Here is a 22,458-nt window from a genome sequence, read left to right as displayed (position 1 = left end):
ATTCCGGTGGTGTCGGTCGGCTGCACGGCGATCCGGACAAGTGGCGCCTCGACGGGATTGGTCGTCAACGGGCACACCGTTACCGAAGCGGTCGAATCGAACCGATCGTCCTGGACGATGACCACGGGTCTCGGCTTGCCGGTGTAGGCGCCCCGCGCAGCAGCGATGTAGATGTCGCCCCGCCTCACTCGCCGGGCTCCGCCTCATCCCAATCGACTGAGATGGCATCAACGAATGCCTGGTCATCGGCTTCATGCTCGCTCGCCGCGACGGCAGCCGACTGGCGGTGAGCTTCCGCGACAAACTCCGGAGCCCGTACGTCGGGCACCCAGATCTGAACAGGCCGCAGGCCCTGCTCGCGCAACCGCCGGCGATGCTCGCGTACCCGCTCTCGTGTGCTCGCCATCCGCCAATGTTACATGTAACGGGTTCAGTCGACAACAGACGTGCGTCCGCTGGCCGATGCGCCAACGGCAATGCACTACGGCACTGGTCCATCGCGGGCGGGTCTAGTCTGCCTCGTCGTGTTATCTGACCGTTGAGTCCCAAGCACCGCGCCGCCGGCGTTGTGCGTTCGAGAGATGGGAATCAGCGATGTACATCGGGTATGCACGAGTGTCCACCGATCAGCAAGACCTGACCGCGCAGCAGCACGCTCTGCTCGGGTTCGGGGTGTCACCGGAACGGATCTACGTCGATCACGGCTTGACCGGTACCAATCGTTTACGGCCCGGTCTGCAGAACGCCCTTGCAGCGTGCCGGAGCACCGACACCCTCGTGGTGACCAAGTTGGATCGCCTGGCCCGTTCATTGCCCGATGCCCGGGACATCGTCGACGAGCTCACGTCCCGGAACGCGTGCCTGCAGATCGGAGCCTCGTTGCACGATCCGACCGACCCCATCGGCCGCCTGTTGTTCAACGTCCTGGCGATGGTCGCCGAGTTCGAGGGCGACCTGATCCGGGCACGAACGAGGGAGGGGATGCGGATCGCGAAGGCGAAGGGACACCTGAAGGGCAAGAAGCCGAAGCTCAACCCACGCCAGGAACGGCACCTGGTCGAACTTCACGCGTCAGGCGAGTACTCGACTGCCGAACTGGCCGACTTGTTCTCGGTGGGCCGGTCGACGGTGTACCGGGCCATCGAACGCGCCCGCCGACCTCAACACGACGGTTACTCAGTCTCCAGTTCCTAGCGATTTCAGTCCTTTCGAACGTTCGCCGGGCCGGCCGCACCGGCGGACGTTCCTGATGAAGGCGAACGGTCCATCGAGGAAGGAACTTCGACCGGATTGCGCCTAACAACACCCGGGTCTCCTCATCGTCGACTACCGCGTAGTAGGTCGCGTCCAGGGCCGCCCGCGCTGGATCGGCGGCCCCAGCGCTGGTGAGTGAACCGACGGCGAATACTTGCCGCCCGAGTTGCTGGTTTCTGAGAGCTGGCTCCGTGCGAGCACGGAGCCGCCGAAGGGCGGGATCGGTCTCGCCCCGCTGCCGCGCATTGAAGAGACCGTCGAACGGCGCAGGAAGCGCGACTTGCTCCTCGACCTCGTCAAGTCCGTCCTGGGCCCACTGCGTGTTGCTCAGGTTCGCTCGCTCGATCGCTGTCCGGGCAGCCCATCGGGCAATCGAACGTTGAGTGGTGGGCTATGACGATGCGATCGCTTCCGCGAGGGTGCGGTCCAGGAGACAGAGGTTCGGCGCCATCGACCCGGCTGCGAGAAGCTCGGCTGTCGGGGGTATACCTCCCCAGATCGCAAAATCGTCATCCGGCGATAGCTCAGGGCTGTGGGTTGTCGTCCGAGAAGCCGATGCAGGCGTCGATTCCGGCCGCGGTCAGAATCGATTGCGGGCTGGGTCGGGTGTTCTCTCGTTCAGAATCTGTTTGGCGTGCACAACGAATCGGTCGGTCATGGGGTGCCTGTTGTGGCGCGGCCAGGTGAGGTAGACCGGGACCGGACTCGTGTTCGTGAGCGGCAGATACGTGACCCCCGGATGGGGGTGGCTGTACTCGGTGGCATCGCTCGTCACACCGATCGCGGCACCCGTGGCGATCGTCGTCAGCCACTCGTCGACGTTCGCCACGACAACTGTCTTCTCCGGGCGGCTGCTCTTCGGCCACAGCTGCAGGTCTGCCGTTCCTGCATTGGAACACAAGGCGATTCGATGCGAAACCAGATCATCGAGCGACAGGGCGCCCTTGCGGTTCAGCGGATCGTCGTCGGCGAGGGCGAGCATTCGGTTCTCGTGGCCGAGCAGTGCGTGCTCGAAGGCGGGTGGTCCTGGTTTCGCGCGGAAGAACGCCATGTCGATCTCGCCTTTCCGCAACGCCAGGGCGGGGTCGTCGACGCGGCGGACCACCAGTTCGGTCCCGGTGTCGTCCTTCCAGGTCCGCAGCAACGCCACCGTATGACGACCGAGGGCCGACCACGCGAAGCCGACGCGCAGCGGCGCCGGGCCCGCTTGCACCTCGGCGACGGCCTCGTCCACGCTCTGCAGGATCCGATGTGCACGCTCCCAGAGCAGCTGCCCCTGCGCGGTCAGCTCCAGGTGCCGGGTGCTGCGGTCGACGAGTTTCGTCCCGATCCGTTCCTCGAGTTGCCCGAGTGTGCGTGAGAGCGCGGGCTGCGCCACATGCAGCACCGCGGCCGCACCGGTGATGCTGCCCTCGTCGCCGATGGCGGCGAGGGCACGCAGATGCCGCAACTCGATATTCATTACTGTCGAGCATAACACCACATGAAATAGCATTTCTCAACGCTGAGTGGCGTGGTTAGCGTTGCCCTCATGAACATTCTGCTGATCGGATCGTCCGGCCGCCTCGGCTCCGCCGTCCACACCGCCCTCGCCGACCGCGGCCACAAGGTCCTCACCGCCGGCCGCACCTCCGGGGACTTCCGTGTCGACCTGACCGACCCCTCCTCCGTCGCCGCGCTCTACGAGAGCATCGGCGCCGTCGACGCCGTTGCCAGCGCCGCCGGCACCGTGCCCTACAAGACCATTCGGGAGATGACGGCCGACGACTACGCTGCCGCCTACGACGGCAAGGTCCGCAGTCAGGTCGAACTGGTCCGGCAGGGCATCCACCGCATCGCCCCGACCGGGTCGTTCACCCTCATCACCGGGATCCTCGCCCGCACCCCCATCGCCACCGGAACCGCCGCGTCCCTGGCCAACGGCGCCGTGGAGGCGTTCGTGCGCGCCGCTGCCGTCGAGATCGCCCCGCAGCGCGTCAACGCGATCAGCCCGACCGTGTTCACCGAGGCCCTCGACGCCTACGGCGACTACTTTCCCGGCTTTCCTGCCGTCGACCTCGCGGATGTCGCTCAGGCGTACGTGCGCTCCATCGAGGGCGTCCAGACCGGTCAGATCTTCGCCCTCGACTGACCTACGTCGAGCTCCCAAGTCCATCCACACAGTCGCCGAGACCTTCCTCTCGGCATGGAAGCGGCCCGAAACCATGAACAGCACACCATTTCCCGCCACACCCACACACTCCGCGTACGACGTCGTCGTCATCGGCGGCGCCACCAGCGGCTCCGCGGTCGCCTGGTACCTGGCTACCAACCCCGACTTCACCGGCTCCGTCCTCGTGGTCGAACGCGACCCGTCGCTGAAGAATTCGGCCACCATGGCGAGCAACAACTGCATGCGCCAGCAGTTCGCCACCGAGATCAATATCGAGATCGCGCAGTACGCCGCCGAGTTCGTGAAGAATTTCCGCGAGAACCTCGGCGGTGGCTCCGAGATCCCGCACCTGCCGATCCGGAACTTCGGCTACCTCTACCTCGCCGACAACGACGAGTTCGCCGAAACCCTGCGCCAGGACAAGCGTCTCCAGGCCTCCGCTGGGGCAGGGACGACGATCCTCTCGCGTGAGGAGATCGCCGCGAAGTATCCTTTCTACCGCGTCGACGACATCGTCGCCGGCAGCCTCAACACCGTCGACGAGGGCGCCTTCGACGCCCTGGTGATGGTCGACTGGTATCGACGCAAAGCCCGCGAGCACGGCGTCGACTACATCGAGAACGAGGTCGTGTCGATCAGTCGGACCGGGGATCGCATCGACACGCTCACCCTCGCCAGCGGCGAAGTGATCGCCGCCGGGACGGTCGTCGACGCCGCCGGTACCCGCGCCGCGCACGTGGCGCGGATGGCCGGGGTGGACCTCCCCATCGAGGCACGCCGCCGCTACACCTACATCTTCTCCGCGGAAAGGCCTCTTGCTCAGGACCTTCCCCTGACCATCGACCCGACCGGGGTGCACATGCGCTCCTACGGCGCGTACGACTACCTGGTCGGCTGCCCACCCAGCCACGACGACCCAGCGGTCGACGTCGACGACTTCGACTACCCGGAGGACGTCTGGGAGAACAAGATGCTGCCTGTGATCACCAAGCGTCTACCCGAGCTCGGCGCCGTCACCGTGACCGACTCCTGGGTCGGCCACTACGAGTTCAACACCTTCGATCACAACGCCATCATCGGCCCACATACCGAAGTGCCGAACCTGTTCATGTGCAACGGCTTCTCCGGCCACGGCAGCCAGCAGGCACCGGCCTGCGGCCGCGGGGTCGCCGAACTGATCACATACGGCGAATTCCGCACCCTGGACCTTTCCGCACTCTCGCACCGGCGGATCGCCGAGAACCGGCCACTGGTCGAACGCGCGGTCATCTAGCACGATTCCGTCGTCGACACCGTGGGGTGATCCCTGAAGCCAGTCCATTAGGGATCACCCCGCACGGATCTCGGCTGCACCCCTTGGCCGCGACATGCCTCTCCGTTCATGAACATGGTTTGGCAGCACCCTTACGGCGCCTGTATTCCACCCAGAAGATGGCCGGTGACCGATCCCCTTGTGCTGTCTCACGGCTCCGGCTCCCGAGAACGGCGGTTTCTGATCCATGGCCGATCTATCATCGAAACAACCCAACGGATCCGATGAGTTCGTCGCCCGCGGCCGGTCCACACTCGTAACACCCGAGGAAAGGACACTGCCATGTCAGAACTTCTCGTCGACTTCATCACTTCCCTTGACGGCAACGCATCGGGAGAGGGCTGGCCCGGGTTCTGGGGCCTCGAGGGCCCTGAGTACCTCGCTTGGCTCGGCGAGCAGCCCGAGGTCACCTACCTCATGGGAGCGAACACCTACCGACTTATGTCAGGCTTCGCCGCCGGCGAGGTCCCGAATGGCCAAGACGAGTTCAGGGCCGAAGAAGAGGCGTCCGTCGACGAGCTCACGCAAGCGTCCAAGGTGGTGTTCTCCTCCTCACTCGAGGAGCCACTGACGTGGGCCAACTCCACGCTCGTCCGCGACGACGCCGCCGAGACGGTCCGCGCCATGAAATCGAGTGGCTCGGGGCTCCTCAGCACGATCGGCAGCCTCAGCCTGTGCCGGTCCCTCCTGCGGGCCGGACTCGTCGACCGCTTCCGAGTCGTGATGTTCCCGGTGATCACCGGGGCTACGGGCGCAGAACGCATCTACGACGGCTACCCGGACGTCGCCCTCGAGATGATCGAGCACCGGACCTTCGACGGCCGCATCCAGCTGGTCGAGTACAAGCCACGCGTGCTCGAGCACCCGCCGCTCGGCACCCCCGCGTGACGTCGCCCGTCCACCAGGTGCGCGATGAGTGGCTTCGCACCGAGAGTCGATTGCCGTTGCGATCCCGGGTGGTGGACATGCGAAGGGTTAGGCTGCGGCCGTGTCGAGAGCAGTGTGGTGGGTCTTAGCTGTGGCCGCGTTGGCGTTCACCGCGGATGTCGGGACCTCGTCCACAATGGCTGAGGTGTCGTTGTCGTGCTCGAAGATCGGCGAGAGCCAATCCTCTTTTCGGTGCGATGACCGTATCGTCCACGTCCTGGGGGTATGGCCGCTGGTCGGTCTGGCGCTGTTGCTCTCGGCACCGCCTATGGTGGCGGCATTGGCGATGCGAAAGCGGGTTTCCTGGTTGGCCGTCGCGGCACTCGTTGGTTTGTCGATCGTCGGGCTGGAGAATTGGGCGTACCCCTCTTACTGGGGATTTCTTCTGTTCGCTGTTCCCTTGGCGGTCCTTGGATCAATCACCGCGACGTTCCAGCGAACTGTCCCGCGCCCCGACACGTCAGGGCGGGGTTCTGCCGCAGCGGCGTAAGCGCGGCGCTGAAGACGCTCTGGGGCGACACATTTTTCAGATTGCGGGTAGTCATGCCGTGAGACAACCGCGCACGTCCGCGGGTCGCAGCGTCTCGAAATGCCACCGGCAGCGAGACCCTACACTGAGGTCGGAATGTGTTGACAATCGGTTGATGCCCACCTGGTGGAGCCGTAGTGTTGATCGCGGGTGGTTGAGAACACAGCCGCAGATTGTTTGGAGGCCGCAGCTGTGCGCGGTGGACGGATTGCGCGCACTCCCATGCCGCTGTGATTCTCCTGCCAGTGCGCTCCTTCCGCCGATAGCGCACTGAGACCGACAGGGTGCACGCGATCGGAGGGTCATGAAGACATCACGCTCGTCGTTCCACGCCACTCCCCCGTCGGCGTCTCCGGCCACCCGTTGCGCACAGGATGTGCCCACCCACGACCGCGGTCTGCGCATGACCGTCGAATTCGCACCGTACGCAAACGCCACCGTGGGACGAATCTCGGGCGACATCGATGTGCTCGCCGCACCGTCGTTCGCGCTTGCTCTCGCACATCTGATCGACGGAGGCTCGTTCTCGCGCGTCGTCGTCGACATGACCGCGGTCGACTTCGTCGGGACGTCGGGACTGTCGATTCTGTCCGAGTTCGCGGAATCGGCGCGGCGGCAGCACATTACGTGGGCGCTGGCGGGTAATCGGGCGGTCCTGCGCCCCATCGAGGCCATCGGGCTGAGCGCGACCATTCCCACGTGCAGCACCGTTCACGACGCGTTCGACAAGGTGGAGAAGATCTCGCACAGTTGATCGGAGCCGCCGACGCCGCGGAAGCGGCCCACCCGAAGGGCCGGGTTCGCGAGACTGGCAGCCGCCCTACTCCGCCCGAACTGCGATCGACTCGCGCTCGTCGTCCTCGCGGAACATCGCTTCGATGCGGTTCTTGATCTCCGCCGTGCTCATCGAACCACGGGAAGGGGTGAAGCCACGATTGCGAGCCGAGGTGGGCGTGAAGGTGTTCATTGCCAGTGCTTTCTGTCTTCCGCGTCCGCGAGAGTCGCGGGGTGGTCGAAGGGTGCGTCCGCGATGCGGACGACGGTCAGATCAAGAGCGCGGCGAGTGCTACGGCAGCGAGCACAGACACGGAAGTAGCCACCGCGACGAGAACGGAGCCCGTCACGACGATGGCGGGCGCGGTCGCAGTCGCGGCCGAGACGGAAGCGATGTACACGGTCGGGCGTAGCGTGTGCCGGGTCGACGGCTCCTCGGCGGAGAGCGGCGACGTCGTGCGCTGATCGTGCTGTTGCACCGTGGTGCGGGTCATGTGCTGGTGTACCCCGTAATAGCGGTCGAGTGACCTGAGTCACAAACTTGCGAGTACGTTGTACATCACAATCGGCCCCTCGCGCCAGTGGCCGCCGGCGCCAATCCCCTCGCCGGCGCCAATCCCCTCGCCGGCGCCAATCCCCTCGCCGGCGCTCCCCCGTCGCCACCGGCGTTCCTCCAGTCACACAACCGACCCGCTGACGCGTCGTGGACCCAGGCGCGGTCCCGACGGCCATCCGAGCTGTACCCCAACCCCCCAGTTGTCGATGCTTGATGGAGGGTGATTGATCGGATTCGGAAGTTTTGGTGGGTGGTTACAACGAGTGTGTCGATGCGACGTGACAACTGTGGTTCGGTAAAACCAGAAATTCCGTCACGGTCCGACTCTTTACCAGCCGTGCGAGCGGATACGCCTGAGCGTCGAGGCGCCGGCGATCCCGGAATCGCGCACGAGCTCGCTGCACGCCCGGCAGTGGACCCGGACGCCTCACTCCCCTTTCGCGCCATGCCGACCAAGCGGCGTCCCGCTCCCCCGGTTCCCCTCCGGGCGCCAACGGCCCCGCTCTCGATGCGATTTGTGTGGCCACCCTCGGTTTCGTGAGTATTCTTGTCGGCCCACTCCCCCTGGGTTGTGCGCGACGACGCAAACCAATTCGGACTATTTCGGGTTTCCGTCCGGGTCAGACGTTGGCGCCTCGTAGCACGAGATCCCTCCCCGAGAATCCACTGCCTCGCAGAAAAGCGGTCACCCGCTCGCGTCAGAACCAGCCTTTGCGCTTCGCCCAGAGGAGCAGTGCCCCGGACATGGCAAGCATGACGAGCACGATCACGGCGACGGAGGACCACTGCGTCCGTTCGTTCACGATCACGTTCATGCCGATGATGGACGACAGGGCGGTGATCGGCAGCGTGACAGCCGCGATGACGGCGAGGCGCTCGGCGGCGACGGTCATCTTGGTGTTGGTGCGCGCCTGGTAGAACTCGATCGTGCCCTGCAGGTAATCCTTTTGTCCCCTGGCCATTACCGTCAGGTGCTGGAACTGATCGACCGCGTCGAGTAGAAGGTCCTGCCCCTTGCCGGCGCCGAATGCCTCGATGGTGACCATCCTGCCGTACACCTCACCGCTCAGCGCTGCCATGGTGCCGACCGTGAGCAGACCGTGCCGGACCCGGAACATCTCGTCGAGAAACGTTTCCGGATCACCGAGGTGCCCACCGGTGACCTGCTGTTCGAGCTTCCACACGTCCTTGGTCAACTCGGCGGTGTAGGCCCGCATTCGTGCTGTCAACGCCGCGAGCAGCGCGAACGACAACTCGAAAGCCGTGCCGGGCCGCAACTTGCCCGACTCCAGACGGCCCAGCACCGCATTCACCTCGACCATCGCCGTCGAGGGATCGATCGCCGGATTCACGGGGCCGTGCACTGTCACCAGGTAGCGGGTACCGATGAACTGGTCCAGTTCGACGTAATGGACGTGCCCGTGTGCGCCCGACTGCGGCGCGTGCAGGACCACGAAGAAATGGTCCACATACCTGTGCACCTTCGGAACCTGATTGCGGTGCTCCGAATCCCGCACGGCGAGAGGATGAAAACCGAAGACTGTGGTCAACGCGTCGTGCGCGTGTTCGTCCCAGGTCGGGATGTCCACCCAGACCACTCCGTCGGGCCGGTCGAGCAATTCCGTCAATTCGGTCGCCGCACACGAACGCACCCCGTCGCCGGAGATGAAGCGGACGTCCATTTCGGTCTCCTCGCCCTGACGCACCGTCATCACTGTCATAGCACCCACAGCTGCCCGATTCGGAAGACTTGTCGTATTCGGTGTTCGGAGCGGGGAAACTGTGGAAATGACTGACGACAGGACTGCGCTGATCGTGGTGGACGCGGCGAACGTCGTCGGCGCGCGGCCCGACGGCTGGTGGCGTGATCGTGCGGGTGCGGCCCGGCGACTCCTCGTCCAACTGGGCGCTCTGGAACGGCATCTGGCCCAGCCGTCCGAGGTGGTGGTCGTGATCGAGGGTGCGGCGAAGGCGGCGGTTGCCGGGGAGCAGGAGCGGGAATTCGGCGGTCTGCGGGTGGTGTCGGCGGACGGTTCGGGCGACGACGCGATCGTCGACGTGGTGGCCGCAGAAAAGGACGGTGACCGGCCGATCACCGTCGTCACCGCCGATCGTGGCCTTCGGGCCCGGGTCGAGGCACTCGGGGCCGTCACGGTCGGCCCGCGGTGGCTCCTTGCCCTCGTCGCCGCCGAAAGTAGGTGACCGTCAGCCCCGCTCCCCCGCGATCGCGCCGCCCGGTTCCGATGTCAGGCTTTGGTGTTTCGCTCGGCGAGGAACGACAGTCGGCGCAGGCATTCGAGATTGCGTGGGAGCACCGCCAGGTCCTGCGCGATCCGCGGAACCCAGCTCAACGGTGCGGAAGCCGCGACCTCCGACATCTGGAGGTGACACCCGGATCCACGCGGTTCCATGCGCAGGCGCACGATCGCCTTCGTGGGGGTAACCTGCGCGAGCAGCCGGAGTTCACGGTTCTCCTCGGCGAGGAGAACCTCGGTGGAGTCGTCGATCAGTGCGGGCCAGGCGCCGACGGAATGGTGCAGTCGGCTTCCCACCGCGGGCCAGTCGTCGGAGACGGCACGCATCCGGGACGCGCCGACCACCCACGACGGGTACAGCCACCCGTTGGCGAGGACGGACCACACATCCGAAGCCGACGCCGACGTGTCGCGATGTGCCTCGATGACGACCACTCCCTCGAATCGGTACCTGACGACTTTCCGCGCTTACCCTCCCCGACCGCATCGGAAACGTGAGCCGCGTCGCGTAGGCGGTGCTCGCGTTCAGGTCTGCGCTCCGATTTCCTCGCCGGCGGCGAACCGTGATTCGGCGTCGGTGACCAGCCCGATCGACACGAGTGGACGCGGGAATATCAGGTCGGTGAGATAGGCGAGCGCCACCGCCCAGCGATTGGCGGCGTTCGGCATGGCGTAGAGGTGATATGCCCGCGTGACCACCTTCGCGAGAAACCCCGACAGCCGGATCCCGAGGGGGTTGGCGACGGCGAACCCGGGGCCCAGATCCACCACGAGACCCATGTCGCGATGGGTGTACGGTTTCGCGTCGCCGACGCCGAGGCTCGCCGCCACGTTGCGGGCAAGGGCCCGCCCCTGCCGGACGGCGTGCTGCGCGGTGGGCGGCGTGATCGACCCGCTGTTCTTCGGATCGGGAACGGCCGCGGCGTCGCCGCCCGCGAAGACGTCGGGATGCCCGTCGACCGAGAGGTCGGGGCGCACCGTCACTCTCCCCTTCTCGGTGGGCAATCCGAGCGTGTCGACGAGGGGGCCGGCGGTGACACCCGTCACCCAGGCGACCGTGCGGGTGGGAACGACGGTTCCGTCGTCGAGAGTGACGTGTTCGGGTCCGAGTTCCGTCAGGGTGGTGCCCAGTCGCACCTCGATGCCGCGCGAGCGAAGCACCTCCAGCACCTTGCCGCCCAGCTTCTCCCCTACCTCGGGCATCACCTTGTCGGCGGCGTCGAGCAGCAGGAACCGGATCTTCGCGGGGTCGAGGTTGCGACGGGACGCTGCTTCGTCGGCCAGGGCGCGGAGTTGGGCCGTGAGTTCCGTGCCCGCGTAGGACGCACCGACCACGACGACCGTCCGGCGGGCGTCGGCGACGCGGGGGTCGGTGTCCCGCTCGGAAAGTTCGATCTGGGTGAGGAGCTGGTCACGGAAGTACAGTGCCTCGGCCGGCGTCTTCAGTCCCCGGGCGTGCTCGGCGAGTCCGGGAATGTCGAACAGCCGGGTCACCGATCCGGGGGTGAGCACCACCCGGTCCCAACCGACCTGCTCGACACCCTCCTCGCAATCGGTGACGTGCACCGTGCGGGCCTCGAAGTCGACGGCGTCGACTCTGCCCCGCACGAGTTCGACGTCCGGCAGCGCCTCGGACAGTGGAACGGTGACGAACCGGGCATCCAGGATTCCGCCCGCCACCTCGGGCAGAAGCGGTGTGTAGAGCATGTAGTCGTGGGGCGAGATCATGATGACGCGGGCGTCGGCCACCGGGAGGCGACGCGCCAGCGCGCGTGCGCATTCGAATCCGGCGAAGCCGCTGCCCACGACGACGATGCGAGTCGGCTCTCCAGTTGATTCGTGGGTCATACGGAACGCTTTCCCCAGCCACGCGTCGAACGAAACAATCCCCCGGTCACGACCGCGGCGGTGTGAGGACGCGCGAATCCGGGTACTCGACCGGCGGAGATCGACCGACGGGATCGAATGCGAAGGGCGGGAACATGAGCGCCGCATCGAAGGCGATGTACACACCGTTGGCGCTGGCTGCGAGTGTCGCCGGTGGAATCGCCGCGAGCGCCGTGTTCGGTCAGGTGTGGAAGCGCGTCGCAGGCGAATCCGAGGCTCCCGACCCCAAGGATCTGTCCCGCAGCACCCGCGAGGTGCTGATCGCGGCCGCCGTGCAGGGCACCGTCTTCGGCCTGGTCAAGGCGGCAGTCGACCGGGTGGGTGCCCAGGGGTACCGGAAGCTGGCGCACGCCGACCCCCGGTAGAGCGAGGCACCTGTCCCGGAAACCCCTAGGCTGAGCCGATGCGTACTCGTTTCGCGGAGAATCTCGACAGTCTGTCGGGCGATCTCGCCGCGATGTGCCGGCTGTCCGTCACCGCGATGTCGGAGGCGAGCGACGCGCTGCTGCAGGCAGACCTCGAGCTCGCCGAGCATGTCATCGGCGTGAGCGGCGAGCTCGACGATGCGGCGGCGCACTGGGAGAAACGTGCGTTCGCGCTCCTCGCGTTGCAGGCGCCGGTGGCTCACGATCTCCGATTCATGGTCGGTGGCCTCCACATCTCCGCGGATCTGCACAGGATGGGCGGTCTCGCGGTGCACATCGCGAAGATCGCCCGCCGGCGGCATCCCGACCACGTGGTCCCCGACGAGGTGCGGGACGTGTTCACCGAGATGGGCACCGTCGCCGTCGCGCAGGCGAGGGAGACCGAGCAGGTGCTGCAGCACCGCGACCCCGAGCGCGCCCGCGGATTGCTGACGGCGGACGAGGCGATGGACGACCTCCACCGCAGCCTGTTCACGATCACCCAGGCGGAGGACTGGCCGCACGGTGTCCAGTCGGCCGTCGACATCACCCTGCTCGGCCGCTTCTACGAGCGGTTCTGCGACCACACGGTGGAAATCGGCAGGCGTGTCATCTTCCTGGAGACCGGCAGCCTGCCCGAACAGTGAGAGAGCCGACCGGTCAGCTCAGCCCTTCCGCCGCAGCGACCGAGGGCGTTACACCCCGCGTGTAGACGTCGAGATGGAAGTCCGCGTCGCGGTACGACCCGGCACTGTGGAGGCCGTCGAGTGCCGCGACCGCGTCGTGCACCGCGCGGCCGGTCTGCGGATACTCGGGCACCGGATGCTGCCAGTGCACGGCCACGAGGGTGCCGCCCTCCTCCAGCGAGTCGACGGCCCGCCCCAGGACGGTGCCCAGGTCTGCGGGCGGCAAGTAGTACAGCACCTCGCTGAGCACCACGAGGTCGAAGGTACCGTCCGGCCACGGGTCGAGCAGCGATGCCCGGCCCAGGTCCACGCGGTCGGCCAGTCCCGCACGGCGTATGCGGTCGCGTGCGCTCGCCAGGGCACGGGGTACCACGTCCGTGGCGACGACCCGGTCGCAGCGTCTCGCCAACTGCGCCGTCAGTACCCCGATCGAGCATCCCGGTTCGTACGCCCGCCGATAGTGCCGACGGGGCAGGGCGGCGAGCGTGAGCGCGTACTTGCGGTGTTCGTACCACCGTTCGTCGAATCCCCACGGGTCCGCCGATTCCGCGTACATCGACTCGAAGTAGCCGGGATCCATCGCGCTCACCACAGCACCAGTTCCGTCGTCCGCATCAGTCGCGCCAGTACCCACGGCGGGAGGATCGCCGCGTCCCGCGGGTCCTCGGACAGCGGGAGGATCTGGGTGCAGAATTCGTCGACGGCCCGGCGTTTGCGCACCAGGACGTCATCGGCGGGCGCGAATTCTCGCATCCGGTTCCACGGCACCGACGGGTCGGCGGGCCGCGCCCAGTGCCACATCCAGACCGGATACTCCATCACTCGATGGCCGGTGACCGAACATGCCGCCGCGGCGGCCCGTCCGGTGGCTTCGTGATCGGGGTGGCCGTCGGCTCGCCAGGTGGCGAGAACCCAGACTCTCTCGAAGGGCTGGCAGGTCGCGGTGAGCACGTCGACGAGGCGTGCCGCGAGGTCCTGCTCGTGTCCGCTCACATCGCCGTCCGGCAAACCGAGACGGAGCGGTTCATCGACGCCCAACAGCGCTGTCGCCCGGGTGGATTCGGCGATCCGCGCGGCCGCCAGCGTGTCGGGTGTCAGGGTCGGCGAGCCGGGATGCGACGCCCCGCCGTCGGTGACCGCCACGACGTGGACGGGAACACCCGCGGTCGCCGCGGTAGCCATCAGCGCTCCGACACCGAGCACCTCGTCGTCGGGATGCGGTGCGACGACGACCATGCGGTCGCATTCCGTGAGCGGTATCGGCGTCCACCGGACGGAGGTCAGCCACGGCTGCCACACGTCCTCCGGGGTGCCCCGGCCGGCCACGGGTGTCTCCCGGAATCGGGTGGCGTTGTCCATGTCAGTCCTCCCCTGCGACAAGTTCGCCGAGTGTCGCGAGATCGCGTTCGGCGTGGGATTGCCGGATGTAGACGAGCAGGTCCGCGACATTGCGGGCGTGGTCCGCGTCGCTCGCGAGCGGCGCGGCGCCCAGTGCGCGGCCGACGCGGTCGATCACCTCGCCGGCGGTGCGCTCGACGAGGCCCCGCACCCGGAACGCCCGCACCTGCGCGGAGCCCCGATCGAGGGGACCCGCGTCCACCTCCGTGGCCGCGGACGCGAGTGCCCATCGCGTGGCGCTGACGGCGACGTCGATCGCGCCGAGGTGCGCGAGTTGGTGACTGTCCGCCCGGCCGCCGCGTGCGCGGGCCCGCAGCGGTTCCGCGACGGCGAGCGCGCCACCGAACCAGCAGGCCGCCACCCCGATGCCGCCGTGCCAGAACCCCGCCCGGTCGAGGTACCGGTCCGCGGCGCCGACAGCTCTCGCGGGAACGCCGTCGAACGTCACCGCCTCGGTGTCGGTCGCCGCCATCCCCGGATTGCGCCAGCCCCCGCGTCCCGGCGTGACCCCGGGCTCCCGCAGATCGACGGCGAACAGCCGGGGGTGCCCGTCGACGCGCGCCGTGACCAGGGCGTGCGTGCACATCGACGCTCCGGAACACCACGGCTTCGTCCCTCGCAGTCGCCACCCGCCGGCGTCGTGGGCGGCGTCCAGGACCGGGTGTGGTGGCTCGCTGGCCCAGACTCCCCACCACTCGTTCCGGCCGGCCCGGGTGCCGTCGATCTCGGCGAGGATCGCATCCGCGTCGGCGTGTGCCTCGAGCAGCCGGCCGGTCGAGAGGTCGCGGCGGCACCATTCCGTGAGTTGCGCCCACCGGGCGGCGGTGAACCCGTCGCCGGGCAGCGGCAGTTCCGCGTCGCCCGAGCGGATGATCGCGCGCACGGCGGCGTGGGTGCGGCTGCTGCCCTCGGTGACGTCGGTGCTCATCGGTCCTGCAGTCCCTCCAGGTAGGTGGCGAAGCCCTGCGGCACGCGGGCGTCGGCCCGCGCCGACGTCTCCACCGGCGCGTCGATACTCCACACCACGTGAGCTCCGTCTTCGACCATCCGCTGCACCAGGTCCACGTCCTCGTGCGCGGGCAGGTCGGCGAACCCGCCCACCGCCCGGTACAGCTCCGCGGAGAATCCGAGGGACGCGCCGTGCACGTGCCCGTGGGCGGTCCCGGAGCGGTAGACACTGCCGTACCGCGACCGGACGTGGTCGGGCCACCCCGACCAGTCGGTGACCGTCACCGTTCCCGCCACCAATTGCGCGCCGCGACTCGCGTGCTGCAGGTGGGAGAACAGCCAGTGTGCGGGGACGAGCGAGTCCGCGTCCGTGGTGGCGAACCACTCGTGCGGGCGCACGGCGACCGAGTCGAAACCCGCACGCCGGGCGGCGCCGACGTTCCGCGCGCCCAGCACCACGACGTCGACGTCCGCCGCGCGGGCGACGGCCTCGCTGCCGTCGGTGCACCCGTCGAGTACCACGACGATCGTCACCGGCACCGACACTTCCCGCGCGGCGATCCGCACCCCGTCCAGGCATCGCGGCAGCAGCGCCTCCTCGTCGTGGGCGGGCACGACCACCGTGATGTGTTCGACGCGCATGACGTCCCTTCCCGATCATCCACTGTGTCCGGGTTCAGCAAGTACCCAGTCCTTCGTCGGCGGAACCACCGCGGGCACCGATTCGGGACCGCGCACCGCGGGTAACCTCCCGCCATGAATGCCCCGGACAGTCCCCGCTACCGGAAGATCGTGCTCACCGTGGACGGCGAGGAACGGACCCTCGACGTGGACACCCGCACCACTCTGCTCGACGCGCTCCGCGACCACCTCGGGGTCACCGCGCCGAAGAAAGGCTGCGACCACGGCCAGTGCGGTTCCTGCACCGTCCTCCTCGACGGCAGGCGCGCCACGTCCTGCCTGACGTTCGCCGTCGCCCACGACGGTGCCCGCGTCGTCACCGCGCACGGACTGGCCGACGGCGACGAGCTGCATTCCGTTCAGCAGGCGTTCGTCGAGCAGGACGGGCTGCAGTGCGGCTACTGCACGCCCGGTCAGATCTGTTCGGCGATCGGCATGTTCGACGAGTTCCTGGCCCTGCAGCCGAGTGCCGTCACCGAGAATCTCACCGCTCCGCCCGAACTCACCGACGACGAGATCCGGGAACGGATGAGCGGCAACCTCTGCCGGTGCGGCGCCTATCCGAACATCCTCGCGGCGATCCGGCAGGCGGCGGAGGCGTGATTCCCTTCGACTACGAGCGGGCCACCGACGTCGACAGCGCCGTCGCCACGGTCACGGCCGATCCGCGGGCGGCGTTCCTCGCCGGTGGCACCAACCTCGTCGATCACATGAAACTCGGGGTGGTGGCGCCGCATCTCCTCGTCGATGTGAGCCGTCTCCCCCTCGACGGTGTCGACGCACTTCCCGGCGGCGGGGTCCGGATCGGGGCGGCCGTCCGCAACAGCGACCTCGCCGCGCACGACGTGGTGCGGGCCCGGTACCCGATGCTGTCACGCGCGCTCCTGTCCGGTGCGTCGGGACAGCTGCGCAACCTCGCGACGACCGCGGGAAACCTGCTGCAGCGGACCCGCTGCGTGTACTTCCAGGACGTCACGACGCCGTGCAACAAACGCGAGCCCGGCACCGGGTGTTCCGCGCTCGGTGGTTACGCCCGCTATCACGCCATTCTCGGTGCGTCGGAGCACTGCGTCGCGGTGCATCCGTCCGACATGGCCGTCGCGATGACGGCCCTCGACGCGGTCGTGGTGGTGCGCGACACCGGCGGGGAACGGCGGATCCCGCTGCGCGAGTTCTACCGGCTTCCCGGGGACCGGCCCAACCGCGACACCGTCCTGCGGCACGGCGACCTCGTGACGGCCGTGGAGTTACCCGCGCCGCCCGCCGGGAACCGGTCCGCGTACCGGAAGGTGCGGGACCGGGCGTCGTTCGCGTTCGCGGTGGTGTCGGTGGCCGCCGAGCTGACGATCGACGACGCGTCGATCACGTCGGCGCGGATCGCGCTCGGTGGTGTCGCGCACCGGCCGTGGCGCGCTACTCGCGCCGAGGAAGTCCTGCTCGGGTCGCCGCCGACGGAGGACACGTTCACCGCGGCGGCCGAGTCGGAACTCGCCGCCGCACAGCCGCTTCCGGGCAACGAGTTCAAGATTGTGCTGACCCGCCGGGTACTCGTGTCGGTACTCCGGTCGCTCGCCGGGGAGGCGCGCCCATGACGCTCGTCGAGCCGAAGGCCATCGGAACCCCCGCCGAGCGCCTCGACGCCCACGACAAGGTGACCGGCACGGCGCCGTACGCGTTCGAGCACGCGGTGGAGAACCCGGCGTACCTGTACCCGATCCTGTCGACGATCGGCCGCGGCCGGGTCACCGCGATGGACACGGCGGACGCGGAAGCCCTGGGCGGGGTGCTCGCGGTCCTGACGGTGTTCGACGCGCCCCGTCTCGCGGACACCTCGGACGGGGAACTCACGATTTTGCAGGACCCCGAGGTCCACTTCCGCGGCCAGTTCGTCGGCGCGGTGGTCGCGGAATCACCGGAAGTTGCCCGGCACGGCGCCGGCCTCGTCCGCGTCGACTACGACGAGGCGCCCCACGACACCGACTTCCGTTCCGACCGGGACGATCTGTACGCGCCCGACGACGTCAACGCCGGGTTCCCGACCGACACCGACGACGGTGACGTGGACGCCGCGCTCGCCGCCTCGGCGGTCACGGTCGATCGCGTGTACTCGTCCGCGATGGAGCACAACAATCCGATGGAACCACACGCCACCATCGCCCGGTGGACGCCGGGCGGCAGCGGACCGGTTCTGACGCTGCACGATTCGACGCAGGGCGTCCATTCCGTGCGGCAGACCCTGGCGCCGCTGTTCGGACTCGAAGTCGAGCAGGTGCGAGTGATCGCCCCGTACGTCGGCGGCGGGTTCGGGTCCAAGGGACTGCCGCACGCGCACAACGTGCTCGCGGTGCTCGCCGCGCAGCGGTCGGCCGGACGGCCGGTGAAATTCGCGCTGACCCGGCAGCAGATGTTCGCCCTCTCCGCGTATCGCACCGCGACGGTGCAGCACATCCGGCTCGGCGCGGACGCCGACGGCCGCCTGACCGCGCTCTCCCACGAGGCGATCGAACAGTCCGCGAAGATCAAGGAGTTCGCCGAACAGTCGGCGGTCCCGTCACGGATGATGTACTCCGCACCGAACCGGCACACCACTCACCGGCTCGCGGCCCTCGACGTGCCCGCCCCCTCCTGGATGCGTGCCCCCGGCGAGACGCCGGGGATGTTCGCGGCCGAGGTGGCGATGGACGAGCTGGCCGCGGCCTGCGGACTCGACCCGATCGAACTGCGGATCCGCAACGAACCCGACGTCGACCCGAGCACGGGCCGCCCGTGGTCGGGGCGGCGCCTCACCGACTGTCTGCGGGAGGGCGCCCGCCGGTTCGGGTGGGCGGAGCGCGACGCGACGGCGCGGTCACGGTCGGACTCGGAGTGGCAGGTGGGGTTGGGCGTCGCGTCCGCGACGTACCCCGCGAACACCATGCCGGGATCGGTGGCCCGGATCGTGTACCAGTCCGACGGCACCTACTCCGTGCAGATCGGCTCGGTCGACATCGGCACCGGTGCGTGGACGGCGCTCACCCAGATCGCCGCCGACGCACTGGGGTGCCCCCTGGATTCGGTCGTCCTGCAGATCGGTGACACGAACCTTCCGCCGGCGACCGTCGCCGGGGGCTCCACGGGAACGACGTCCTGGGGCAGCGCGATCGTCGCGGCGGCCCGCGCGTTCCGGGACGAGCACGGCGGCACCCCGGTTCCGGGGGCAGAGGCGAGTGCGGGAACCCTCGACAATCCGGACTCCGGGAAGTTCGCGCTCCATTCGTTCGGCGCCCATTTCGCGGAGGCGCACGTCCGCCGCGACTCCTGCGAGATCCGAGTCGAACGCATGCTCGGCGTCTTCGCGATCGGCCGGGTCGTGAACGCCCGGACGGTGCGGTCGCAGCTCATCGGCGGCATGACGATGGGGGTGTCGATGGCGTTGCACGAGAGCAGCGTGAACGACCCCCGGTTCGGTCACGTCGTGACGCAGGACCTGGCCTCCTATCACGTCAGCACGCACGCCGACATCAGGTATCTGGACGCGGTGTGCCTCGACGACGTCGACGCGCACGCCGGCCCGGTGGGGTCGAAGGGTGCCGGGGAGATCGGCATCGTCGGGGCCGCGGCCGCGGTGGCGAACGCGGTGCATCACGCCACCGGGGTCCGGGTGCGGAAGGTGCCGATCCACCTGGACGATCTGCTGCCGGAATGATCGGCCGGGCCTACTGCACGCCCCACGCCTGCGCGAGGGAGGTCCGCAGCTGACCCTTCATCGCGCGGATCTTCTGGATGTCGGTGGCCTTCGGCGCGAGTCCGTCGAGGACGAGTTCCATGAAACGCCGGCGGTTGACGCCGAATCGTTCCAGCAGGTCCGCGGCGCTCGCACCGCCGAACGGCGCCCACTGGATCGCGAAGCTGATCATCCAGCGCGCATCCGAGCTCACCGAGTGCATCTGCGCGAGCAACTCGCACCGGCGCAGCGCCACGCGCAGCCATTCGGTGCCGAACGCTTCTTCCGGTTCGCCGTCGGTCTCGGCCACGGCGGTCATCGCGGATCACCGGAGCGGACGGCGAACACCGGCAGTTGTTCCGCCGTCGACGCCGGACGGAACTCGACCCGGACCGGGCAGTCGGACGGTGCCGGGACGTCGCCGTCGATCCAGGTATACACCCACGGACCCTCGTCGAGTTCGACGATCGCGATGGTGCAGGGGCCGCGGCCACGGTCGACGCCGCTCAGATCGCGGTCGACCACCTTCGAGGACACGATCGACCCGACACCGCACGACGGGACCCGTTCGAGGTTCGACCCCTGGCACGCGGAGCACGTGGCCATCAACGGGGCGAGCAGCGTCGTGCAGTTGAGGCACCGCTGGATCATCAGTTCGCACTTCTGTGCGATTCCCTGCCAGCGGGTCATACCGTCCGTGGTCACGCCGCCACCCCCACAAGATCCCGCCCCACCGCGTCGCATGCCACGTGCTGTCCCCCGGTCCACACACGACACCGGTCGACGGTGCGCACCCGGCGGAGAAGCGGGGGCAGTGGAAGTTGGGGGTCGGGCTTTCGGTGCATTCGGGGATCAGTGGACATCGGGGGCCTCGGTCTGGAGCCGGAGTGGGGGACGTGTACGAGCATCCCGTCCGCAGCGCGGAAGTACAGCGGCTGAACGACCCGGAGGCATACCTATTTCGCCCCGCGCGGGTGCCCGGTCAGGGGTGCGGGTCCTGCGCGTGTTCGACGATCCACGCCGCGATCTGGGTGCGCGAGGTGAAACCCAATTTCGCGAGGATGTGCTCGACATGCCCCTGCGCCGTGCGCTGCGAGATCACCAGCCGAGCCGCGATCGCCTTGTTGGTCAGCCCGTCGGCGACCAGTTCGGCCACCTGCCACTCGCGTCGGGTCAGGTGCGTCGTCCCGTTCGGCGACGCCGCGGCGTCAGGGCGCCGCTCGTCCAGTGCGAGCGCGACCGCGTCGTCGAAGGACGTGTGCATGCCGTGGTCGAATGCGGCGTCGAACGCACGGTCCCCGATCACGGCGCGCGCCTGCTGCTCACATTCCGCGTGGTGGACGAGCAGGTTCGGGTACACGGTGCTCGGGTTGCCGACGGCCTGTGCGACGGCCTCCGCCGCACCCATCAGCTCGGCGGCATTCTGGGCCCTGCCTGAGCCCACGGCCACCCAGGCCAGCACCTCGAGCGCCCCGCACGCGCTGATCCGGTCGTCCACCAGGTGCGACAGCCGCAGGCCCTGTTTGACGTAGTCGTCGGCGAGGGCGAGGTGCCCGCGCTGCCACGCCGCCATGCCCGCCGCCCACAGCGACCAGCCGCGATACACGGATTCGCCGTGGGCCCCGGTGAGCGCGAAGATCTCGGATCCGCACATCTTCGCCACCGCCCCGTCGCCCTGCATGCCGCTGACCAGTGCCACCCCGAGCAGTCCCCACGTCAGTTGGAGCAGGCTCCCCCGGTCGCGGAACACGGGAAGGGCCTCCTCGAAGCATGCCCGCGCACGCGGCAGGTCGCCGGCGAACATGGCGCAGCACCCGGCGGCGTGAACCACCAGTGCGCCGAGCAGCGTGTCACCGTTCCGCTCGGCGAGGACGGCCCCCTCGTCGACCAGCGCCTTCGCGGCCTCCCGGTCGCCGTGCATGCCCGCGAGGACACTGTCGACGTACAGCGCCTCGATCCGTTCCCTGCTTGCGCCGCCCGGGTGCCGCCCCAGCAGCTGCCCGAGCCATCGGCGCCCCTCGCGGAGCAGTCCCCGGGCGCGCCAGTACGGATACAGTGCGGCGGCGATCCGCAGCCCCGGTTCCGCTTCCCCGGGCTCGGTCAGACAGAAATGCAGAGCGGCCCGCACGTTCAGCTTCTCCGCGTCGAGCCTGCCGATCCACATCACCTGCCGGGGTCCGATCCATTCGGCCTCGCACCGCACCACCAACTGCTCGTACCAGTCGCGGTGCCGCCGCCGCAGCGACACGAGTTCGCCGGTCTCCTGCAGTTTCTCCCGGCCGTAGTCGCGCACCGTCTCGAGCAGGTGATACCGCACCGAGGGCCCGACCTCTTCCCGGATCAGGATCGACTTGTCGATCAACGACGCCACCACGTCGAGGACGTTCTCGACGGGCAGGTCGCCGGCGCAGATCCCCTCCACCGCGTCCAGTTCGAAGCCGCCCGCGAACACCGACAGTCGCGCCCACAGTTCGCGTTCCTCGTCGGTGCACAGTTCGTGACTCCAGTCGACGCACAGGCGCAGCGTCTGCTGGCGGCTCGGCGCGCCCCGCGACCCCACCGTCAGCAACCGGTAGCGGTCGGTCAGCCGCTGCAGGATCTGCTCCGCCGACATCACCCGCAGCCGCACGGCCGCCAGCTCGATCGCCAGCGGCAACCCGTCCAGCTGGCGGCAGATGCGGGCCACCGCCACGTGGTTGTCCTCGGTGAGTTCGAACTCCGGCACCGCCGTGGCCGCCCGTTCGACGAACAATGTCACCGCCTCGTACTGCGGCAGGCCCTGCAGAGAGGTGCGTTCGGGTTCCGGCACCGTCAGCGGCGGAACCCGGAGCACCGCCTCCCCGCCGATCGCGAGCGGTTCGCGGGTCGTTGCGAGGATCCGCAACTCCGGGCAGCTCCGCAGCAACGACTCCGACAGCGCGGCGGCCGCGGCGACCACGTGCTCGCAGTTGTCGAGCACCAGCAGCAATTGCCGGTCGGCGAGGTACTCGGT

Annotated in this window: 26 protein-coding genes; 11 read left to right on the top strand and 15 right to left on the bottom strand. The window is 68.4% G+C overall.

Features of this window, described 5'->3' with window-relative positions; translation table 11 throughout:
* On the bottom strand, positions 1–188 hold a 188-nt coding region (locus ACFTZB_RS24185; protein ID WP_378434780.1), incomplete at its 3' end, for a type II toxin-antitoxin system PemK/MazF family toxin.
* Positions 185–406, bottom strand: coding sequence for an antitoxin MazE family protein (locus tag ACFTZB_RS24180; RefSeq protein WP_011599308.1), 222 nt, complete (start codon positions 404–406; stop codon positions 185–187). The genes ACFTZB_RS24180 and ACFTZB_RS24185, both read right to left, overlap by 4 nt.
* Positions 407–594: 188 nt before the next feature.
* Here ACFTZB_RS24180 and ACFTZB_RS24175 point away from each other — a divergent pair, with 188 nt between their 5' ends.
* Complete coding sequence (locus tag ACFTZB_RS24175) at positions 595–1,194, top strand: recombinase family protein (protein WP_378434777.1); 600 nt, start codon at positions 595–597, stop codon at positions 1,192–1,194.
* Between the two features lie 640 nt (positions 1,195–1,834).
* On the opposite strand, the gene ACFTZB_RS24170 is transcribed toward ACFTZB_RS24175, so the two are convergent.
* The gene (locus ACFTZB_RS24170) at positions 1,835–2,716 is read right to left on the bottom strand and encodes a LysR family transcriptional regulator (RefSeq protein ID WP_378434774.1); all 882 of its coding nucleotides are present in this window, start codon (positions 2,714–2,716) and stop codon (positions 1,835–1,837) included.
* Between the two features lie 69 nt (positions 2,717–2,785).
* Here ACFTZB_RS24170 and ACFTZB_RS24165 point away from each other — a divergent pair, with 69 nt between their 5' ends.
* The 4 genes from ACFTZB_RS24165 (at position 2,786) to ACFTZB_RS24150 (ending at position 6,928) form a co-directional block, all read left to right on the top strand.
* Positions 2,786–3,385: a short chain dehydrogenase gene (locus ACFTZB_RS24165; RefSeq protein ID WP_378434772.1), complete on the top strand. Its 600-nt coding sequence runs from the start codon at positions 2,786–2,788 to the stop codon at positions 3,383–3,385.
* A 73-nt stretch (positions 3,386–3,458) separates the two neighbouring features.
* Complete coding sequence (locus ACFTZB_RS24160) at positions 3,459–4,679, top strand: NAD(P)/FAD-dependent oxidoreductase (RefSeq protein WP_378434770.1); 1,221 nt, start codon at positions 3,459–3,461, stop codon at positions 4,677–4,679.
* Between the two features lie 321 nt (positions 4,680–5,000).
* Entirely contained in the window at positions 5,001–5,606 is a 606-nt protein-coding gene (locus ACFTZB_RS24155) for a dihydrofolate reductase family protein (protein ID WP_378434768.1), read from the top strand.
* A gap of 872 nt (positions 5,607–6,478) precedes the next feature.
* A complete protein-coding gene (locus ACFTZB_RS24150; protein WP_378434766.1) occupies positions 6,479–6,928 on the top strand; it encodes an STAS domain-containing protein in 450 nt (149 codons plus the stop codon).
* A 66-nt stretch (positions 6,929–6,994) separates the two neighbouring features.
* On the opposite strand, the gene ACFTZB_RS24145 is transcribed toward ACFTZB_RS24150, so the two are convergent.
* From ACFTZB_RS24145 to ACFTZB_RS24135, 3 genes are all read right to left on the bottom strand, one after another.
* A complete protein-coding gene (locus ACFTZB_RS24145; protein ID WP_378434764.1) occupies positions 6,995–7,141 on the bottom strand; it encodes a hypothetical protein in 147 nt (48 codons plus the stop codon).
* A 76-nt stretch (positions 7,142–7,217) separates the two neighbouring features.
* Entirely contained in the window at positions 7,218–7,442 is a 225-nt protein-coding gene (locus ACFTZB_RS24140) for a hypothetical protein (RefSeq protein WP_378434762.1), read from the bottom strand.
* 760 nt (positions 7,443–8,202) lie between these two features.
* Positions 8,203–9,186 carry a magnesium transporter CorA family protein gene (locus ACFTZB_RS24135; RefSeq protein WP_378434782.1) on the bottom strand — a complete coding sequence of 328 codons (984 nt, stop codon included), beginning with the start codon at positions 9,184–9,186 and terminating at the stop codon, positions 8,203–8,205.
* Between the two features lie 106 nt (positions 9,187–9,292).
* Here ACFTZB_RS24135 and ACFTZB_RS24130 point away from each other — a divergent pair, with 106 nt between their 5' ends.
* A complete protein-coding gene (locus ACFTZB_RS24130) occupies positions 9,293–9,706 on the top strand; it encodes an NYN domain-containing protein (RefSeq protein ID WP_378434760.1) in 414 nt (137 codons plus the stop codon).
* Between the two features lie 44 nt (positions 9,707–9,750).
* Here the strand turns inward: ACFTZB_RS24130 and ACFTZB_RS24125 are convergent, their stop codons facing one another.
* Both ACFTZB_RS24125 and ACFTZB_RS24120 read right to left on the bottom strand, forming a co-directional pair.
* Positions 9,751–10,194 carry an SRPBCC family protein gene (locus ACFTZB_RS24125; protein ID WP_378434758.1) on the bottom strand — a complete coding sequence of 148 codons (444 nt, stop codon included), beginning with the start codon at positions 10,192–10,194 and terminating at the stop codon, positions 9,751–9,753.
* A 90-nt stretch (positions 10,195–10,284) separates the two neighbouring features.
* Positions 10,285–11,607, bottom strand: a complete 1,323-nt coding sequence (locus ACFTZB_RS24120; protein WP_378434756.1) for an NAD(P)/FAD-dependent oxidoreductase — start codon at positions 11,605–11,607, stop codon at positions 10,285–10,287.
* 134 nt (positions 11,608–11,741) lie between these two features.
* Here ACFTZB_RS24120 and ACFTZB_RS24115 point away from each other — a divergent pair, with 134 nt between their 5' ends.
* Both ACFTZB_RS24115 and phoU read left to right on the top strand, forming a co-directional pair.
* On the top strand, positions 11,742–12,011 hold the full coding sequence (locus tag ACFTZB_RS24115; RefSeq protein ID WP_378434754.1) for a DUF4235 domain-containing protein: 270 nt from the start codon (positions 11,742–11,744) through the stop codon (positions 12,009–12,011).
* Positions 12,012–12,049: 38 nt separating this feature from the next.
* The gene (gene phoU, locus ACFTZB_RS24110) at positions 12,050–12,697 is read left to right on the top strand and encodes a phosphate signaling complex protein PhoU (RefSeq protein ID WP_378434752.1); all 648 of its coding nucleotides are present in this window, start codon (positions 12,050–12,052) and stop codon (positions 12,695–12,697) included.
* Between the two features lie 13 nt (positions 12,698–12,710).
* Here the strand turns inward: phoU and ACFTZB_RS24105 are convergent, their stop codons facing one another.
* The 4 genes from ACFTZB_RS24105 to ACFTZB_RS24090 are packed head-to-tail and all read right to left on the bottom strand — an operon-like array spanning position 12,711 to position 15,724.
* Entirely contained in the window at positions 12,711–13,328 is a 618-nt protein-coding gene (locus ACFTZB_RS24105) for an SAM-dependent methyltransferase (protein ID WP_378434750.1), read from the bottom strand.
* Positions 13,322–14,095, bottom strand: a complete 774-nt coding sequence (locus ACFTZB_RS24100; protein WP_378434748.1) for a PIG-L deacetylase family protein — start codon at positions 14,093–14,095, stop codon at positions 13,322–13,324. The genes ACFTZB_RS24105 and ACFTZB_RS24100 overlap by 7 nt, the downstream gene beginning before the upstream one ends.
* Position 14,096: 1 nt before the next feature.
* On the bottom strand, positions 14,097–15,062 hold the full coding sequence (locus tag ACFTZB_RS24095; protein ID WP_378434746.1) for an acyl-CoA dehydrogenase family protein: 966 nt from the start codon (positions 15,060–15,062) through the stop codon (positions 14,097–14,099).
* A complete protein-coding gene (locus ACFTZB_RS24090; protein WP_378434744.1) occupies positions 15,059–15,724 on the bottom strand; it encodes a glycosyltransferase in 666 nt (221 codons plus the stop codon). Before ACFTZB_RS24090 ends, ACFTZB_RS24095 begins: the two co-directional genes overlap by 4 nt.
* Before the next feature lie 114 nt (positions 15,725–15,838).
* Between ACFTZB_RS24090 and ACFTZB_RS24085 the strand changes: the two genes are divergently transcribed.
* From ACFTZB_RS24085 to ACFTZB_RS24075, 3 genes are read left to right on the top strand one after another with little or no spacing between them, the layout of a single operon-like run.
* On the top strand, positions 15,839–16,366 hold the full coding sequence (locus tag ACFTZB_RS24085) for a 2Fe-2S iron-sulfur cluster-binding protein (RefSeq protein ID WP_378434742.1): 528 nt from the start codon (positions 15,839–15,841) through the stop codon (positions 16,364–16,366).
* Positions 16,363–17,355, top strand: a complete 993-nt coding sequence (locus tag ACFTZB_RS24080) for an FAD binding domain-containing protein (protein ID WP_378434739.1) — start codon at positions 16,363–16,365, stop codon at positions 17,353–17,355. Before ACFTZB_RS24085 ends, ACFTZB_RS24080 begins: the two co-directional genes overlap by 4 nt.
* Entirely contained in the window at positions 17,352–19,448 is a 2,097-nt protein-coding gene (locus ACFTZB_RS24075; RefSeq protein ID WP_378434737.1) for a xanthine dehydrogenase family protein molybdopterin-binding subunit, read from the top strand. Before ACFTZB_RS24080 ends, ACFTZB_RS24075 begins: the two co-directional genes overlap by 4 nt.
* Positions 19,449–19,458: 10 nt before the next feature.
* Here the strand turns inward: ACFTZB_RS24075 and ACFTZB_RS24070 are convergent, their stop codons facing one another.
* From ACFTZB_RS24070 to ACFTZB_RS24060, 3 genes are all read right to left on the bottom strand, one after another.
* Positions 19,459–19,785 (bottom strand): hypothetical protein, encoded by a 327-nt coding sequence (locus ACFTZB_RS24070; protein WP_378434735.1) that lies wholly within the window; start codon positions 19,783–19,785, stop codon positions 19,459–19,461.
* Positions 19,782–20,171 (bottom strand): Zn-ribbon domain-containing OB-fold protein, encoded by a 390-nt coding sequence (locus ACFTZB_RS24065; RefSeq protein WP_378434733.1) that lies wholly within the window; start codon positions 20,169–20,171, stop codon positions 19,782–19,784. The genes ACFTZB_RS24070 and ACFTZB_RS24065 overlap by 4 nt, the downstream gene beginning before the upstream one ends.
* Positions 20,172–20,448: 277 nt before the next feature.
* A partial coding sequence (locus ACFTZB_RS24060) for an ATP-binding protein (RefSeq protein ID WP_378434731.1) occupies positions 20,449–22,458 on the bottom strand: 2,010 nt, incomplete at its 5' end.

This window comes from Rhodococcus sp. NPDC057014 (assembly GCF_042673295.1).
Taxonomy (GTDB): domain Bacteria; phylum Actinomycetota; class Actinomycetes; order Mycobacteriales; family Mycobacteriaceae; genus Rhodococcus_F.
This window is presented reverse-complemented; position numbering and strand designations above follow the sequence as displayed.

Coding starts and splice junctions, on each gene's coding strand:
- ACFTZB_RS24180 (WP_011599308.1), bottom strand. CDS start 406: ATGGCGAGCACACGAGAGCGGGTACGCGAGCATCGCCGGCGGTTGCGC.
- ACFTZB_RS24175 (WP_378434777.1), top strand. CDS start 595: ATGTACATCGGGTATGCACGAGTGTCCACCGATCAGCAAGACCTGACC.
- ACFTZB_RS24170 (WP_378434774.1), bottom strand. CDS start 2,716: ATGAATATCGAGTTGCGGCATCTGCGTGCCCTCGCCGCCATCGGCGAC.
- ACFTZB_RS24165 (WP_378434772.1), top strand. CDS start 2,786: ATGAACATTCTGCTGATCGGATCGTCCGGCCGCCTCGGCTCCGCCGTC.
- ACFTZB_RS24160 (WP_378434770.1), top strand. CDS start 3,459: ATGAACAGCACACCATTTCCCGCCACACCCACACACTCCGCGTACGAC.
- ACFTZB_RS24155 (WP_378434768.1), top strand. CDS start 5,001: ATGTCAGAACTTCTCGTCGACTTCATCACTTCCCTTGACGGCAACGCA.
- ACFTZB_RS24150 (WP_378434766.1), top strand. CDS start 6,479: ATGAAGACATCACGCTCGTCGTTCCACGCCACTCCCCCGTCGGCGTCT.
- ACFTZB_RS24145 (WP_378434764.1), bottom strand. CDS start 7,141: ATGAACACCTTCACGCCCACCTCGGCTCGCAATCGTGGCTTCACCCCT.
- ACFTZB_RS24140 (WP_378434762.1), bottom strand. CDS start 7,442: ATGACCCGCACCACGGTGCAACAGCACGATCAGCGCACGACGTCGCCG.
- ACFTZB_RS24135 (WP_378434782.1), bottom strand. CDS start 9,186: ATGGACGTCCGCTTCATCTCCGGCGACGGGGTGCGTTCGTGTGCGGCG.
- ACFTZB_RS24130 (WP_378434760.1), top strand. CDS start 9,293: ATGACTGACGACAGGACTGCGCTGATCGTGGTGGACGCGGCGAACGTC.
- ACFTZB_RS24120 (WP_378434756.1), bottom strand. CDS start 11,607: ATGACCCACGAATCAACTGGAGAGCCGACTCGCATCGTCGTCGTGGGC.
- ACFTZB_RS24115 (WP_378434754.1), top strand. CDS start 11,742: ATGAGCGCCGCATCGAAGGCGATGTACACACCGTTGGCGCTGGCTGCG.
- phoU (WP_378434752.1), top strand. CDS start 12,050: ATGCGTACTCGTTTCGCGGAGAATCTCGACAGTCTGTCGGGCGATCTC.
- ACFTZB_RS24100 (WP_378434748.1), bottom strand. CDS start 14,095: ATGGACAACGCCACCCGATTCCGGGAGACACCCGTGGCCGGCCGGGGC.
- ACFTZB_RS24095 (WP_378434746.1), bottom strand. CDS start 15,062: ATGAGCACCGACGTCACCGAGGGCAGCAGCCGCACCCACGCCGCCGTG.
- ACFTZB_RS24090 (WP_378434744.1), bottom strand. CDS start 15,724: ATGCGCGTCGAACACATCACGGTGGTCGTGCCCGCCCACGACGAGGAG.
- ACFTZB_RS24085 (WP_378434742.1), top strand. CDS start 15,839: ATGAATGCCCCGGACAGTCCCCGCTACCGGAAGATCGTGCTCACCGTG.
- ACFTZB_RS24075 (WP_378434737.1), top strand. CDS start 17,352: ATGACGCTCGTCGAGCCGAAGGCCATCGGAACCCCCGCCGAGCGCCTC.
- ACFTZB_RS24070 (WP_378434735.1), bottom strand. CDS start 19,785: ATGACCGCCGTGGCCGAGACCGACGGCGAACCGGAAGAAGCGTTCGGC.